This window comes from Georhizobium profundi (genome assembly GCF_003952725.1).
Lineage (GTDB): Bacteria > Pseudomonadota > Alphaproteobacteria > Rhizobiales > Rhizobiaceae > Georhizobium > Georhizobium profundi.
The window spans coordinates 3,409,444-3,424,759 of sequence record NZ_CP032509.1 but is presented as its reverse complement, the minus strand read 5'-3'; the positions used below and the strand labels follow the sequence as shown (position 1 = coordinate 3,424,759).

Here is a 15,316-nt window from a genome sequence, read left to right as displayed (position 1 = left end):
GGCAGCTCGACACTCGCCATGTTGCCGGCTTCGCTCAGCAGTGAGCGTGGCCAGACGGCGGATAACGCCTTCCTGACCGCGTTGAATGGCGGGATCATCGCCCCGGTTGCCGGCAACACGCTCTCGGAACGCGATCTGCGCAAGGCCCTGGAAGCGGAATACAATGCGCTCGAGGCAGCACCCGTAGGCCAATCGGTTGCCTGGACCAACGAACGCTCCGGTCTGTCCGGCGAAGTTGCAGCAGCCCAGGCCTATCAGGTCGGTTCCCAGAACTGCCGCCAGTACACGCACACCCTGCGTGGTAGTGGCCAGCCGATCGTCGCAAGAGGCACCGCATGCCGCTCTGCGGAAGGCACCTGGACGCCTTTGACCTGATCGAACGGTTTTCGGGCTAAATTTCAGTTTGAAGAGACGCTTCTGGCTTGCGACCAAACGCCCCGTGATCGTGGTAAGCCTGTGTTTGCTCTTGGAAGATGAGAGCCCGTCGGATATTCGATTGACATGATGTTCTGGGTACTCGCCGCCGTTTTGACTGCCCTCGTGACGACTGCGTTGTTGCTGCCCCTTGCGCGCGGCAAGCGCGCCGGCAACGACGCTGAATACGATGTCGAGGTCTATTCCGACCAGTTGGCCGAAGTCGAACGTGATCGAGCAGGCGGCCTGATCGGCACGGACGAGGCAGCACACGCCCGCGCCGAGATCGGCCGTCGTCTTTTGCGGGCAAAAAAAGCACAAAATGCTGCAACAGACCGCCGCGGCGGAGGTCGCCTGACGACCGCTGCCCGCCTGTGCGTTCTCGTCGGCGTTCCGCTGTTGGGAATGAGCGTTTATCTCGCGACCGGCGCTCCTGGTCTCCCGGATCAGCCGCTCGCATCGCGTGCAACGGCGCCTGAGCAAGCTTCGCCGATCGCGACGATGATCGCTCAGGCCGAGCAGCATCTTGAGGAAAACCCGGATGACGGGCGCGGTTGGGACGTTCTGGCACCGATCTATCTTCGGGCAGGGCAACTGCAGGAAGCGCGCACGGCCTATCTGAACGCCATCCGCCTCTTGGGCCCCACCTCGGCCCGCCAAAGCGGCTACGGTGAAGCGCTTGTCGCGCTGGCAAGCGGCGTCGTCACCGAAGAGGCCGCTGTGGCTTTTCAGTCCGCGCGTGAATTGCAGCCGGACGAGCCGAAGGCAGCGTTCTATCTTGCCTTGGCGCTGGAGCAGGAAGGGCGCGACGACCGTGCTCTTGAAGCGTTCCGCCGGCTTGCAGAACAATCGCCGCCTGACGCTCCCTGGATGACGGTGGTGAACGAGAAAATTGCGGCGCTGGGCGGGCAAGTTGCCGACATCAGTCCTTCCGGCTTGCCGCCTTTGAGCCTGTTGCCGGGTGCCGAAGCGGATGCAGGTGCCGTTTCCGGCGATGTCGCGTCGGTTCAGCCGCCGCTTCAGCCCGGCCCATCGCAGGACGATCTGGCTGCGGCGCGTGACATGAGCGACGACGAGCGTCAGGCCATGATCGAAACGATGGTCGGCAATCTTGATCGTCGCCTGCAGGAAAACCCGCAGGATATCGAAGGATGGATCCGGTTGGTGCGCTCCTATGGCGTGCTCGGTCAGCCCGAACAGGCCGGCGAGGCGTTGGCCCGGGGGCTTGCCGTGTTCCCCGAGGAGAGCGAAGATGGCCGGGCACTGCTTGCCGTCGCGCGCCAGGTTGGGGTTGACCGGCTGGAAGAGGAGAGTGCGCAATGACGCGCAAGCAGAAACGCCTGGCGGTCATCGCCGGAGGCATGGGCGTGGTCGCGGTTGCCGCCGCCCTCGTTCTGGTCGCGCTGCGTGACGAGATCGTCTTTTTCCATTCGCCGAGCGACCTTTTGACCAACGCCGTCGAGCCCGGCACGCGCATCCGGTTGGGTGGTCTGGTCGCCAACGACTCGCTCAATCGCTCGTCCGGCACGCTCGTCCGGTTTGCCATCGAGGACGGCGGCAGCGAGGTCGAGGTGGAGTACAACGGCATCCTCCCGGATCTTTTCCGCGAAGGGCAGGGCGTCATTACCGAGGGTGCGTTTCAGCCGGGAAGTCCGGTCTTTGTTGCGGACACGGTGCTTGCCAAGCACGATGAGAATTACATGCCGCGCGAAGTTGCCGACAGCCTGCGCGAGCAGGGCGTCTGGCAGGGTGAGGGGGAGGCCAATTGATCGATTGTCGATTGGCCACGGATAAGGGAGAGGTAAGCGCATGATCGTCGAACTCGGACATTATGCGTTGATCATCGCCTTTGCGACGGCGCTGGTGCAGTCGGTTCTGCCGGTCATTGGCGCACGGCGCGGCGATCAGTCCTTGATGGCGATCGGGGATACCTCTGCCATCGTTTCCTTCCTGCTCGTGCTGTTGTCCTTCTGCGCGCTGACCTACGCCTATGTGGTTTCCGATTTCTCGGTCCAGAACGTCTACGAAAACTCCCATTCCCTGAAGCCGATGATCTACAAGATCTCCGGCGTCTGGGGAAACCACGAGGGATCCATGCTCTTGTGGATCCTCATCCTCGTCTTCTTCAGTGCGTTGGTCGCCTTCTTCGGTCGAAACCTGCCGAAGTCCCTGCGTGCCAATGTGCTCGCCGTTCAGGGCTGGATCACGACGGCGTTCCTGCTCTTCGTGTTGCAGACCTCGAACCCCTTCGCGCGGATCGTGCCCACTCCGATGGAAGGCCGCGATCTCAATCCGATCCTCCAAGACATCGGGCTCGCGATCCATCCGCCGCTGCTCTATCTTGGCTATGTCGGCTTTTCCATCTGCTTCTCCTTCGCCGTTGCGGCACTGATCGAAGGCCGGATCGATGCGGCTTGGGCGCGCTGGGTGCGGCCATGGACGCTGACGGCCTGGATATTCCTGACCGGCGGCATCGCCATGGGTTCCTACTGGGCCTATTACGAGCTTGGCTGGGGCGGCTGGTGGTTTTGGGATCCGGTCGAAAACGCGTCCTTCATGCCCTGGCTCGCCGGCACCGCGCTTCTGCATTCCGCGCTCGTGATGGAAAAACGCGAGGCCCTGAAGATCTGGACGATCCTGCTCGCGATCATCACCTTTTCCCTGTCGTTGCTCGGCACGTTCCTGGTGCGCTCAGGCGTGCTCACGTCGGTTCATACCTTTGCATCCGATCCGAGCCGCGGCGTCTTCATTCTCGCCATTCTGGTGGTCTTCATCGGCGGCGCTTTCGGGCTTTTCGCGCTGCGGGCGACCTCGCTGAAATCCGGTGGACTGTTCCAGCCCATCTCGCGTGAAGGCGGACTGGTGCTGAACAACCTGTTCCTGACGACGGCCACCGCGACGGTGCTGATCGGCACGCTCTATCCGTTGCTGCTGGAAACGGTGACGGGCGAAAAGATTTCCGTCGGCCCGCCGTTCTTCAATCTGACATTCGGTCCGTTGATGATCCCGTTGCTCTTGGCGGTACCGTTCGGCCCGCTGCTGGCGTGGAAGCGCGGCGATCTGCTCGGCGCTGCTCAAAGGCTCTATGTTGCGGCCGGTCTCGCTCTGCTTGCCGGTCTCATCGTTGTCTATTTCACGACTGGGGCGCCGGTGCTCGCGGCGCTCGCTCTCGCCATAGGCTTTTTCGTCATGTTCGGCGCGGTAACCGATCTCGCGTTGCGGGCGGGCGTCGGCAAAGTGTCGGCCGGTATCGCGATGCGTCGGCTCGCTGGCCTTCCGCGATCGGCCTTCGGTGGCGCCATGGCGCATTTCGGCCTCGGCGTCATGGTGATCGGCATCGTGGCGGTCACAGCATTCGAAACCGAGGCGGTTGCCGAAATGGCGCCGGGCGAGACGATCGATGCCGGCGGATACACGCTTCGCTTCGATAGCATGGACCCGAACCAGGGCCCGAACTATGTCGAGGATGTCGGCCATTTCACGGTGCTGCGGAATGGCGCGGAAGTCTCTCGCATGGACTCGGCAAAGCGCGTTTACACCGCGCGACAGACGCCGACGACCGAAGCCGGCATCCTCACCCGAGGCTTCAGCCAGCTTTACGTGTCGCTCGGCGACTTTGTCACGCCGGAGGGCGCCGAGGCGCCAACCGCCATCGTCGTGCGCGTCTGGTGGAAGCCGCAAGTCACGTTGATCTGGATCGGCTCGGTCATCATGGCTTTCGGCGGATTGATATCGCTGTCGGATCGTCGCCTGCGCGTCGGCGCGCCGAAGCCGCACCGTCAGCGCAAGGCTGCCGGTCCTGTGATGGAGCCGGCGGAATGATCGGGAGCGCGCGCATTCTTGCCCTCCTGATCGTCGTCATGGGGCTGGCGTCGCCCGCGTTCGCGGTGCAACCCAACGAAATTCTGGACGATCCAGCTTTGGAGCAGCGGGCACGCTCCATCTCCGCCGAACTGCGCTGCATGGTCTGTCAGAACCAGTCCATCGATGATTCCGATGCGGAACTGGCGCGGGATCTTCGCGTGCTTGTGCGGGAACGGCTGGTGTCGGGTGACACCGATGAGCAAGTCTACGACTACGTGGTTTCCCGCTACGGCGAGTTTGTGCTCCTGCGTCCTCGCCTGTCGATCCAGACGCTTGCGCTCTGGGCCGCACCCATTCTTGTCATGGGCGCTGGCATCGCCGCCATCGCAACGTTCCTGCGCAATCGCGATCCGCTTCAGGCCGGTCCGACGCTGACAGAGGGCGAGGAGAAGGCAATCGCCGATCTGCTGAAAGAGCGCTCGAAACGCAGCTGACGTCGTCAAGCTGGTCAACATTACCAAAATTTCATGTCGAGGACAGAGCGCCGTAATGTGACGTGCCCTATCTCTATGTCGACGCTGCCAAAGCAGCACGAAATCGGCAAGAACGAGGGTTAGACGTCCATGAAATCGAACCAGTCCTTCCAGACAAAGCTGAAAAGCATCCTGGCCACATCCACCATTGCTGGCGTCGCCGGTGTGATGCTCGTCACCGGCGTGCCGGCAACCATCAGCGCGATGGCCGATCCAGTCCGGATCGAGGCTCCGACAACCGCGCCAAGCTTCGCGGATGTGGTTGAGGCCGTTTCGCCGGCTGTCGTTTCCGTCCGCGTCCAGGGAGAAGCCGAAGAGGTCGCGCAAAACGAGGGCTTCGGTTTCCAGTTCGGACCTCCCGGCCTGGAAAATCTGCCTGAAGACCATCCGATGCGCCGGTTCTTTGACGAATTTGGTGGCCCGAACTTCGGCCAGCCAGGCCGACCCGACCGACCGAACCGTCCCCGCGGTCCGATGCCCGTTTCTCAGGGATCCGGCTTCTTCATCTCTGATGACGGCTATCTCGTTACCAACAACCACGTCGTTGAAGGCGGATCGAGCTACAGCATTATCCTTGATGATGGCACCGAATTGTCGGCCGAGCTGATCGGCACTGATAGCCGGACGGACCTTGCGGTGCTCAAGGTCGATGCGGACCGAGAATTCACTTATGTCGAATTCGGTGACGATCAGGGCGCACGGGTCGGCGATTGGGTCGTTGCAGTCGGCAACCCGTTCGGTCTGGGCGGCTCCGTCACTGCCGGCATCATCTCAGCTCGCGGTCGTGAAATCGGTGCAGGACCCTACGACGACTTCCTGCAGATCGACGCAGCCGTGAACCGCGGCAACTCGGGCGGTCCGACGTTCAACCTCTCCGGTGAAGTCATCGGCGTGAACACCGCGATCTTCTCTCCTTCCGGCGGCAATGTTGGCATCGCGTTCGCGATCCCGGCCACTCTTGCACAGGACGTCGTGCAGGATCTGATCGAGAGCGGCAGCGTCAGCCGTGGTTGGATCGGTGTGCAAATCCAGCCAGTCAGCGAGGATATCGCTGAGTCCCTCGGATTGGCCGAAGCTTCCGGTGCTCTCGTCACCGCGCCCCAGCCCGATGCGCCTGCAGCTGCCGCCGGTATCGAATCGGGTGACGTGGTGACGGCCGTGAACGGTGAAGCCGTTGAAAATCCGGGTGATCTTGCCCGCCGCATCGCTTCTATCGAGCCGGGCACCGAGGTCGAGCTTTCGGTCTGGCGCAATGGCGCTTCGGAAACGGTTGCCGTCACGCTAGGCACGTTCCCAGCAGATGAGCAGCAGGCATCCGCGACGGAAGAAGCAGTACCCGCGCCTTCGAGCGGTGGCGAACTGACCGAATTCGGCATGACCGTTGCCCCCTCGGACGATGGCAATGGCGTGGTCATCGCCGAACTCGATCCAGACGGCACGGCCGCGGAGCGTGGCTTCCAGGTCGGCGACGTGATCGTGCGCGTACAGGATCGGGATGTCGCGAGTGCCGAAGACATTACGGCAGCCGTTGCGGCCGCCGCTGAAGATGGTCGAGGCGCAGCGCTTTTCCAGCTGCGCAGCGATGAGCAGAACCGCTTCGTCGCCCTGCCGATCGATCAAGGCTGAGCGGAGCGAACCGAGGCGGACCGTGACGTGGGTTTCCGGTCCGCCGTCTTCGCCCGAGGATTCGCAAACTTGCCCACGACGCCTGAAGGCGACGTTGATCCCCGGACGGAGACTTAAAGAGACGGCGAGCCGGCCCCCACGGCTCGCCGTTTTGCATTCGGGTGCGACCGATCCAATTCCCAACCCTGTCCAAGCATCGAATTTGTGCCTATGAAAGAATTCATGAAAATCCTGCTGATCGAAGACGACCGAGAGGCTTCGACCTATCTGGTCAAGGCGTTTCGCGAGTCTGGAATCGCGGCCGATCATGCAGCCGATGGCGACACCGGCTTTCATATGGCCAGCGAGAACACCTATGACGTTCTGGTCATCGATCGCATGCTGCCGAAGCGCGACGGCCTGTCGATCGTCTCGGAACTGCGTCGGCTCGGCAATGAAACGCCGGTCCTCATCCTGTCCGCGCTCGGCCAGGTCGACGATCGCGTGACAGGCCTGCGCGCAGGCGGCGACGATTATCTCCCCAAGCCCTATGCGTTCTCCGAACTCCACGCCCGCGTCGAGGTTCTCGCGCGCCGTAAGGTTGGCACGCGTGAAAGTGAGACCAGCTACCGGGTCGGCGATCTCGAACTCGATCGACTGTCCCACGAAGTGCGGCGGGGAGGGCGCGACATCACGCTGCAGCCGCGTGAGTTTCGGCTTCTGGAATATCTCATGCGCAATGCCGGCCAGGTGGTGACGCGGACCATGCTGCTCGAGCATGTCTGGGATTACCACTTCGATCCGCAGACCAACGTCATCGACGTCCACATTTCGCGCCTGCGATCGAAGATCGAGAAGGATTTCGACCAACCCTTGCTGCGCACGGTGCGCGGTGCCGGCTACATGATCAAGGCGGATAGTTGAGCCGATGAAGCGGCTGCGCGCCCTTTTTGGCACCACGGCTGTCCGCCTGTCGGCACTTTATCTGGGCCTCTTTGCGCTCTGCGCCGTGGCGCTTGTCTTCTACGTCACCGCCATCTCCGGCAACCTCCTGCGCGCCCAGACCCAGGAAGCGATCGATGCTGAGATGCGGTTCCTTTCGCGGGCCTACCAGACCGGCGGCATTACCCGCCTCGTGCGCGTCGTCGAGCGTCGGTCCCGCCAGCCGGGCGCCGGGCTCTACACGATCACCGCTCCGAACGGCGAGATCATCGCTGGCAATGTCGCCTCTCTTCAGCCGGGCACGCTGGACCGCGAAGGCTGGACGGCGCTTCCCTTCCGCTACGATCGCTATACCGAGAACGACGATACGGCGCGCCAACACACGGCGCTTGCCCAGATCGTGTTCCTGCCGAATGGCATGCGCCTGCTGGTGGGTCGCGATCTCGGCGAGCCGGAGCTCTTCCGCAACCTGGTCCGGCGTGCGCTCGTCATCGCGCTCGCCATCATGGGCTTCGGCGCGCTGGCAATCTGGTTTTTCGTCGGCCGCCGGGCCCTTCAGCGCATCGACCGCATGGACCAAGCAAGCCGCAAGATCATCGCGGGTGATCTGGGGCAGCGTTTGCCAGTGGGCAGTTCAGGCGATGAATTCGACCGGCTTTCGGAATCGCTGAACGCGATGATCGGCCGGATCGAAAAGCTCAACGAAGGCCTGCGCCAGGTTTCCGACAACATCGCCCACGATTTGAAGACACCGCTGACGCGGTTGCGCAACCGCGCCGAGATGGCGCTTGCCGCAAGCGATACGGTCGACGATTACCGCGGCGCCATGGAGGATGTGATCGGCGAGAGCGACCAGCTCATCCGCACCTTTAACGCGCTTTTGATGATTGCCCGTGTTGAGGCGGGATCGGCAGCTGCCGAGCTACAGGATATCGATCTTTCCGAAATCGTCACCGACACGGTGGAGCTCTACGAACCGCTTGCCGAGGATGCCGGCGTCACCCTGACGACCGCGGTCGCGCCCGGCATCTCCGTCAAAGGCAATCGGGAACTGGTCGGGCAGGCGCTGGCCAACCTCATCGACAACGCGATCAAATATACGGCCGGCCTGCCTTCGGCGCGGATCGACGTTCGGCTGGAACGAGTGTCGGAAGGTCCGATGATTACCGTGGCCGACAACGGGAACGGTATTCCGGCCGACAAGCGCGCGGCTGCTGTTCAGCGCTTCGTCCGGCTCGATGACAGCCGCTCGCGCCCGGGCACCGGCCTGGGGCTGAGCCTTGTGGAAGCGGTGATGCATCTTCACCGTGGCCGGCTTGAACTGCTGGACGGCCTCCCGCATGAAGAAGCCGATGATTTACGGCCGGGACTCGCCGTCCGCATGCGGTTCGACGGCTGAGCAGTCCCGGAGCTTGGGAGGGCGACGTGACAAAAATTAAATTGAAAACGACGGTCGCCCTCTCCGAGCTGCAGTCCTCGCCGTTGCGGTCGTTGTCCAAAGCAGATGAAAAGTCGGCACGCTCGGCACTGAAAGATTTTGCTGCGCAAGCTCCCGAGCTTGGGCAAGCGCTGGCGAAGAACAGCACGCTTGCCGATTTCCTCGCGGCGACCTTCTCCCTGTCACCCTTTCTGCGCGATACTGCTTTCGCAGATCCGGCGATGTTGGCGCGTGCAGTCACCGAACCGCTCGATCGCAATCTTGACGGGCTTTGCCGACGGGCACGCCAAGCGTGGAAGCCTTCCGAAGGCGCTGAAGGCCCCGTGACCGAGCAGGCCCTGATGGCCTCGCTGCGGCGGCTGAAGCGCGAGGCGGCGCTGACGCTCGGGCTGGCCGATCTTGCGGGCGTCGCGTCTGCCGCGGAAACGACCGCCTGGCTGAGCGATGTGGCCGAAGCGAGCCTCGCCGCCGCAATCGATTTCCTGCTGCTCGGTCTGGATGATGCCGGCAAGATCACGCTGCCCGATCGCGCCAATCCCTCCCAGGGCTCGGGCCTCATCGTGCTGGGCATGGGCAAGCTCGGCGCGCGCGAACTGAATTACTCTTCCGATATCGACATCGTTCTGTTTTTCGAGCCGGATGCCCGTGTGCTGAAGGATCCGGGCGATGGGGCCGATCTCTTCTCCAAAATGGCGCGCCGATTGATCCGCATCATGCAGGAGCGCACCGGCGACGGATATGTCTTCCGCACCGATCTCCGGCTGCGTCCGGATCCGGGCTCGACGCCGCTCGCGATCCCGGTCGAAGCCGCGCTGAATTATTACGAGGGCAGGGGCCAGAACTGGGAGCGCGCCGCCTTCATCAAGGCGAGGCCCGTTGCGGGCGATCTGGAGGCCGGCCAGCAGTTCTGCCGCGAGCTCGTGCCCTTCGTCTTCCGCAAATATCTCGATTATGCGGCAATCGCCGACATCCATTCCATCAAGCGCCAGATCCACGCCCATCGCGGTTTCGGCGATATCGCGGTCAAGGGGCACAACGTCAAGCTCGGCCGCGGCGGCATCCGCGAGATCGAGTTCTTCGTCCAGACGCAGCAGCTGATCGCCGGTGGCCGCATGCCGGCCCTGCGCGGGCGGCGCACCGACGAGATGCTCCAGGCGCTGGTGCAGGCCCGGTGGATCGATGCGGAGACCGCCGATACGTTGACCGAAGCCTACTGGTACCTGCGCGATATCGAGCACCGCATCCAGATTGTCGGCGACGAGCAGAGCCACACTCTGCCGGAGACCGAAGCGGAGCTGAAGCGCATCGCCTATCTCGCCGGGCACAAAGACACCAAGGTTTTCGCCGCCGACTTCACGCGCCGTTTGAAGACGGTCGAGCACCACTACGCCGAACTCTTCGAGCACGAGAGCCACCTGTCCGGCGAGGCCGGGAACCTCGTTTTCACCGGCGAGGACGACGACCCCGACACGATGGCGACGCTGAAGCGGCTGGGCTTCGACAAACCCTCGGAGATCGCGAAGATCATCCGCACCTGGCACTATGGCCGCTACCGTGCGACCCAGTCCGCCGAAGCGCGGGAGCGCCTGACGGAGCTCACGCCGGAGCTTCTGACCGCGTTTGGCCGCACGCGGCGCGCCGACGAGGCATTGCTGCGCTTCGACAGCTTCCTCTCCGGCCTGCCATCGGGCATCCAGCTTTTCTCGCTGCTCGGCCAGAACCCGGGGCTGCTTTCGCTCATCGTCACGATCATGTCGTCGGCGCCGCGTCTGGCCGACATCATCGCGCGCAAGCCGCATGTCTTCGACGGCATGCTCGATCCGTCGCTGCTCGCCGAACTGCCGACGCGCGACTATCTCAAGCAACGTCTCGATGCGTTTCTGCTCGGCAATTTTGCCTATGAGGAGATCCTCGATCGGCTGCGCATCGTCGCTTCCGAACAGCGCTTCCTCATCGGCGTGCGCTTGCTGACCGGCGCGATCACCGGCGCTCGCGCCGGTCGGGCGCTCACCGATCTGGCCGACCTCATTCTCGAGACGACGCTGCGGGCAGTGGAAGCGGAAGTCGCCTCCGTGCACGGCAAGGTGCCCGGACAGCGCGTGGCCCTGCTTGGCATGGGCAAGCTCGGCAGCCACGAAATGACGGCCGGGTCCGACATCGACCTGCTCCTGATTTACGACCACGACGCCGAGGCCGATGAATCGGACGGTAAGAAGCCCATCGACCCGCCGCGCTATTTCGCCCGGCTGACGCAGCGTCTCATCGCCGCCCTGTCGGCGCCGACAGCCGAGGGCGTGCTCTATGAGGTAGATCTGCGCCTGCGCCCTTCCGGCAACAAGGGCCCGGTCGCGACTCGCATCAACGCGTTCGCAAAGTATCAGCGCGAAGAAGCCTGGACCTGGGAGCACATGGCGCTGACACGGGCGCGGACCGTCGCGGGTGATGAGAGCCTCAGGGCAGATGTCGACACGATCGTGGCCGAGATCATTGCCGAACGCCTCGATCGGGCGAAGATTGCGTCCGACGTGCTCGAGATGCGCAAGCTGATGGATCAGGAAAAACCACCAAAGAGCAACTGGGACCTGAAACTCATTCCCGGAGGTCTGGTGGACATCGAGTTCATGGCGCAGCATCTCGCGCTCGTGGAGGCGTTTCCGGACGGCGCCGAACGGCCGACGACCACCGCCGATGTGCTGGCAGCTTTGGGGTCGAGGAAGCTTAAAGCCGACGATCTGAAGACGGTGCTGGCCGCTTTGTCTCTCGAGACGGAGCTTTCGCAGATGATGCGGCTCTGCCTCGACGGCGATTTCGACCCCGCCGAGGCCCCCGCCGGCCTGATCGACCAGCTCTGCCGAACTGCCGAATTGCCGGACCTGAAGACGCTCGAGGCGGACCTGAAACGGCAGGCAAAGCAGGTGCGCACGATCATGCTCGGCCTGTTGAACGCCGACATCGTACAGGCCACCGCAGCGCACAGCAAGGGTTGATCGACTCCAGCTTTGCGCGGCAAGCCTCTGCAAAGATTACTGAATTGTAATGCCATGGTCATCCGCCATTCATCGGCCGAATGGCACCTTCCTTCCCAGAGCTTCGGTTGAACGCCGCGGCTTTGCCGGACCGGATCCGGTCGATCTTAATGGCCCGAAGCCGCTTGGAAGCGGACTGCGCCCACGAAGGAGTATGAGGATGACAATCGCACGCAAGGCCACTTTGGCGACACTGATCGCGGCCCTTCTCGCCACGTCGAGCTTCGCGATCGCCCAGCAATCCGATAACGCCGACGACCAGACGGTGCCCGCGATCGAAGAGCCGATGGACGATGATGCCGGTTCCTTGGAAGGCGACGATGCAGACATCATGGCGGAAGAAGACGCCGATGCCGGCCCGGCCATGCGCGGTCCCGGCCGCCGTGCGGATCGCATGCTGCAACGGCTCGATCAGGACGGTTCGGGCGATATCAGCGTCGAGGAATTCGGCCAGCGCCGTCTCGGCTGGTTAAGCGAAGCCGATGCGGATGGTGATGGGGTGATCTCCATGGAAGAACTGACGAGCGCCATCGACCAGCGCCGTCAGGAGCGCCGCGAAGCCCGCTTGCTGGCCCGCTTCGACATCAATGGCGACGGCGAGATCACCATCGAGGAACTGGAGCGCCACCAGGAAAAGCGCTTTGCTCTCATGGACCGCAACGATGATGGCGTGCTGACCGCAGACGAAATGCCCAGTCGCGGCGAGGGCATGCGCGGCCCGCACGGCCGCATGGGCCACCATGGCAAGGGTCCTGGAGGTGGTCACCACGGCATGATGGAGCGCTACGGCCGATAGGCCAGCCGCAGAAGCAGGAAAACCTTATCCCCGGGCGGTGCTCGGGGATGAGACGCATCCAGGACCGACTGAGTCTCAGCTCAGCAGATCGTCGGGAAAAGCCCGACCGTGATGACCGAAAGACCGCACCATGCCGACGCTTAGGTTGCGCTAGGGGCTCTGAACACCTGTCATCCTCGGCCTCGCGCCGAGGATCTACCGCACCATCCATTCGACAAATGTCAGCCGATCGACGGTATCACCAGGCCAGCCGGCTCAAGCCACCCGTGCTTCATACCGTCCTTGCTCATTGGCAAACGCAATCACGTTTGAGAGGCGGCGCTGTTCGCGGTTCGGGATGCGGATCGACACGATTGTGCCGACGCCCTCTATCGACTTGATGCGCATCGTTCCCCCGTGCAGTTCGGTCAGCGACCTGGAAATGGCAAGTCCCAGGCCGGAGCCGCCATTGGTGCGCGAGAACTGGTTCTGCACCTGTTCGAAGGGCTGCCCGATCTTGCCGAGCGACGATTTGGGAATGCCGATGCCGCTGTCGGCGATCGACAGGATGACCGCGCCGGACACCTTGCGGGCGGTGACGGCCACGCGGCCGCCTTCGTCGGTGAACTTGACGGCGTTGGACAGCAGGTTGAGCAGGATCTGCTTCATCGCACGGCGGTCCGCCGGCAACGCCAGGCCCGGCTCGATGCGCTGCACGACGTGAAGGTGCTTCTTTTCCGCCGGGATGGCGGTCAGGCGCATGGCTTCCTCGACGAGAGGTGCGAGATCGATCGCTTCGCGTTCCAGCTTCATCTGGCCGGCCTCGATCTTCGACATGTCGAGAATGTCGTTGATGACGTTGAGCAGATGCGTGCCGGACCCGTGGATATCGCGGGCATATTCAACGTACTTGTCCGAGCCAAGCGGCCCGAACATGCCCGCGTGCAGGATTTCCGAGAATCCGATGATGGCATTCAGCGGTGTGCGCAACTCGTGCGACATGTTGGCGAGGAAGGCAGATTTGGCCTGGTTCGCCGCCTGGGCGCGTTCCTTCTCGGCCATATAGTTGGCGTTGAGCTCCGAGAGCTCGACCGTCTGGCGCTGCAGCTTCATGCGCGAGTTCGACAGGTCGCCGATGGTCGCCATCAGGCGCTTCTCGGAATCGGCCAGCCGCTCCTGCTGGCGCTTCAACTGCGTGATGTCCGTGCCGACCGACACGAGGCCGCCGTCGCGCGTGCGGCGTTCGTTGATCTGCAGCCAACGCCCGTCCGCAAGCTGCACTTCGCTGGTCTGCGACTGCTGGATCGTGCCGCCATCCGCCATGCGGCGCTCCACAACCGGCCGTGTCGAGGCCGCATAGACCACGGCGCGCGGCGTACCGGGGCGCAGCACCTCGTCCGGCAGGCCGTACATGGTGCGGTAGTTTGAGTTGCAGAGCACGAGCTCTTCGTTCTTGTCCCAAAGCACGAAGGCTTCGGATGTGCTTTCGATCGCCTCGAACAGGCGCTGATCGGCCTCGGCCGTCTTCTGCACGAGCTTGTGCTGCTCGGTCACATCCATGGCGATACCGATGAGATGTGTCTGGGTCGAGGAGCGGTCGATCACCTGCGCACGGGCGCGCATCCACACATAATGCCCGTCGGCGTGGCGCATGCGGAAAATCTGGTCGACCTGCTTGGTCTCGCCGCGTGCGATGGATCGGGCAATCGAATAGAGATCGCTGTCGTCGGGATGCATGAGCCGCATGGCATCGCCGAACGACAGCACGCAGTCGCGCGGCGGCATGCCGAGCATTTCGTACATCGAGCTCGACCAGTACATACGCCCCCGCGCCATGTCCCAGTCCCACAGACCGCAGCGGCCGCGCGAGAGCGCCGTATCCACGCGCAGATGCGATTCCATGTAGATGTCGTCGGCTTCCCGCGCCCGGGTGGCCTGGCTGAAATAGGCGTAGAGGATGACGAGCAGCACTGCCGACGTGGCCGTGAACAGCGTGACGTTCAGCGACACGGAACGGCGCCAGTCCTCCATGATCGGCGTCAGCGGTGCAAGCGTCAGCACCGAGCCTTCGCCCGATGGCAGATGGGATACGCTGACGAGATAGGACACGTCGCCATGCTCGATCTCGCCGACACCGGCGCGCTGGCCGAACCGCCACATGGCGGAGCTTTCCGGCGCAAGCACATGGGCGGAAAGTCCGATGAGCGAGGAACCGTTGGCCGTTGCGGCAAAGACCCGCGCCGAAGTGTCGGCCACGAGCATGATCTGGCCTTCGCTCAGCCGTTCCGTCGGCAGCAGCCGGTTCAGGCGCGCTTCGGTATCCCAGCGGGCGGTATCGCCCGAAAGATCGGCATCCGAGAGGATGGCGCTCGCAGCGGTGACGGCCATGACGACGGCGTCGCGGCCCTGATCGATGGCGGCTTCGCGCTGGCCCGTCAGGTCGACGAAGCGTGCGGCCCCCACCACCAGCAGGAAGACGACGATGAGGATGGGGATGGAGCGCTTGAGATAGGGCTCAGCCTTGACCAGCTGCGCGTAAGTCGGCCGGGCGAAGAGCTTGGCGTGTCCGGCGAGATTTCCATCCCACGCTTTCACACCACCCTTGTCGGTGGACATGGCAAGGCCATCGGCCGCGCCCAAAGGCTGCGCTTCCGCCATTGTTCCCAACTTCCTTCTGGAGCGATTCGGCTATCCCATCTCCGAATCTGCCCTAAGGAATCATGGGCGAATCGTGTTGTCCAGAGCCGGTGGCAATCTTTCTTTAACCTTCACGGCCCCC

11 protein-coding genes are annotated in these 15,316 nt (G+C 63.3%); 10 read left to right on the top strand and 1 reads right to left on the bottom strand.

Annotated features, from left to right (window positions below):
* The first annotated feature begins 18 nt into the window (after positions 1–18).
* The 10 genes from D5400_RS16435 (at position 19) to D5400_RS16390 (ending at position 12,558) form a co-directional block, all read left to right on the top strand.
* Positions 19–375 (top strand): RT0821/Lpp0805 family surface protein, encoded by a 357-nt coding sequence (locus D5400_RS16435; RefSeq protein ID WP_245451327.1) that lies wholly within the window; start codon positions 19–21, stop codon positions 373–375.
* A 126-nt stretch (positions 376–501) separates the two neighbouring features.
* A complete protein-coding gene (gene ccmI, locus D5400_RS16430; protein ID WP_126010993.1) occupies positions 502–1,737 on the top strand; it encodes a c-type cytochrome biogenesis protein CcmI in 1,236 nt (411 codons plus the stop codon).
* Positions 1,734–2,183, top strand: a complete 450-nt coding sequence (gene ccmE / locus D5400_RS16425; protein ID WP_126010992.1) for a cytochrome c maturation protein CcmE — start codon at positions 1,734–1,736, stop codon at positions 2,181–2,183. The genes ccmI and ccmE overlap by 4 nt, the downstream gene beginning before the upstream one ends.
* Before the next feature lie 40 nt (positions 2,184–2,223).
* On the top strand, positions 2,224–4,236 hold the full coding sequence (locus D5400_RS16420) for a heme lyase CcmF/NrfE family subunit (protein ID WP_126010991.1): 2,013 nt from the start codon (positions 2,224–2,226) through the stop codon (positions 4,234–4,236).
* A complete protein-coding gene (locus D5400_RS16415) occupies positions 4,233–4,712 on the top strand; it encodes a cytochrome c-type biogenesis protein (RefSeq protein ID WP_126010990.1) in 480 nt (159 codons plus the stop codon). Before D5400_RS16420 ends, D5400_RS16415 begins: the two co-directional genes overlap by 4 nt.
* A gap of 129 nt (positions 4,713–4,841) precedes the next feature.
* On the top strand, positions 4,842–6,377 hold the full coding sequence (locus D5400_RS16410) for a Do family serine endopeptidase (RefSeq protein WP_126010989.1): 1,536 nt from the start codon (positions 4,842–4,844) through the stop codon (positions 6,375–6,377).
* Positions 6,378–6,599: 222 nt separating this feature from the next.
* On the top strand, positions 6,600–7,280 hold the full coding sequence (locus D5400_RS16405) for a response regulator transcription factor (RefSeq protein WP_205665477.1): 681 nt from the start codon (positions 6,600–6,602) through the stop codon (positions 7,278–7,280).
* A 4-nt stretch (positions 7,281–7,284) separates the two neighbouring features.
* Positions 7,285–8,697, top strand: a complete 1,413-nt coding sequence (locus tag D5400_RS16400) for a sensor histidine kinase (protein ID WP_126010987.1) — start codon at positions 7,285–7,287, stop codon at positions 8,695–8,697.
* 35 nt (positions 8,698–8,732) lie between these two features.
* Positions 8,733–11,723 carry a bifunctional [glutamine synthetase] adenylyltransferase/[glutamine synthetase]-adenylyl-L-tyrosine phosphorylase gene (locus tag D5400_RS16395; RefSeq protein WP_425364934.1) on the top strand — a complete coding sequence of 997 codons (2,991 nt, stop codon included), beginning with the start codon at positions 8,733–8,735 and terminating at the stop codon, positions 11,721–11,723.
* Positions 11,724–11,922: 199 nt separating this feature from the next.
* Positions 11,923–12,558: an EF-hand domain-containing protein gene (locus tag D5400_RS16390; protein WP_164527914.1), complete on the top strand. Its 636-nt coding sequence runs from the start codon at positions 11,923–11,925 to the stop codon at positions 12,556–12,558.
* Between the two features lie 255 nt (positions 12,559–12,813).
* Here D5400_RS16390 and D5400_RS16385 read toward each other — a convergent pair whose 3' ends face one another.
* Positions 12,814–15,195: a PAS domain-containing sensor histidine kinase gene (locus tag D5400_RS16385; protein WP_126010985.1), complete on the bottom strand. Its 2,382-nt coding sequence runs from the start codon at positions 15,193–15,195 to the stop codon at positions 12,814–12,816.
* Positions 15,196–15,316: the final 121 nt, after the last annotated feature.

Bases quoted from the DNA above. Each gene is read 5' to 3' on its own strand.
- D5400_RS16435 (WP_245451327.1), top strand. From the start codon at position 19: ATGTTGCCGGCTTCGCTCAGCAGTGAGCGTGGCCAGACGGCGGATAAC.
- ccmI (WP_126010993.1), top strand. From the start codon at position 502: ATGATGTTCTGGGTACTCGCCGCCGTTTTGACTGCCCTCGTGACGACT.
- ccmE (WP_126010992.1), top strand. From the start codon at position 1,734: ATGACGCGCAAGCAGAAACGCCTGGCGGTCATCGCCGGAGGCATGGGC.
- D5400_RS16420 (WP_126010991.1), top strand. From the start codon at position 2,224: ATGATCGTCGAACTCGGACATTATGCGTTGATCATCGCCTTTGCGACG.
- D5400_RS16415 (WP_126010990.1), top strand. From the start codon at position 4,233: ATGATCGGGAGCGCGCGCATTCTTGCCCTCCTGATCGTCGTCATGGGG.
- D5400_RS16410 (WP_126010989.1), top strand. From the start codon at position 4,842: ATGAAATCGAACCAGTCCTTCCAGACAAAGCTGAAAAGCATCCTGGCC.
- D5400_RS16405 (WP_205665477.1), top strand. From the start codon at position 6,600: ATGAAAATCCTGCTGATCGAAGACGACCGAGAGGCTTCGACCTATCTG.
- D5400_RS16400 (WP_126010987.1), top strand. From the start codon at position 7,285: ATGAAGCGGCTGCGCGCCCTTTTTGGCACCACGGCTGTCCGCCTGTCG.
- D5400_RS16390 (WP_164527914.1), top strand. From the start codon at position 11,923: ATGACAATCGCACGCAAGGCCACTTTGGCGACACTGATCGCGGCCCTT.
- D5400_RS16385 (WP_126010985.1), bottom strand. From the start codon at position 15,195: ATGGCGGAAGCGCAGCCTTTGGGCGCGGCCGATGGCCTTGCCATGTCC.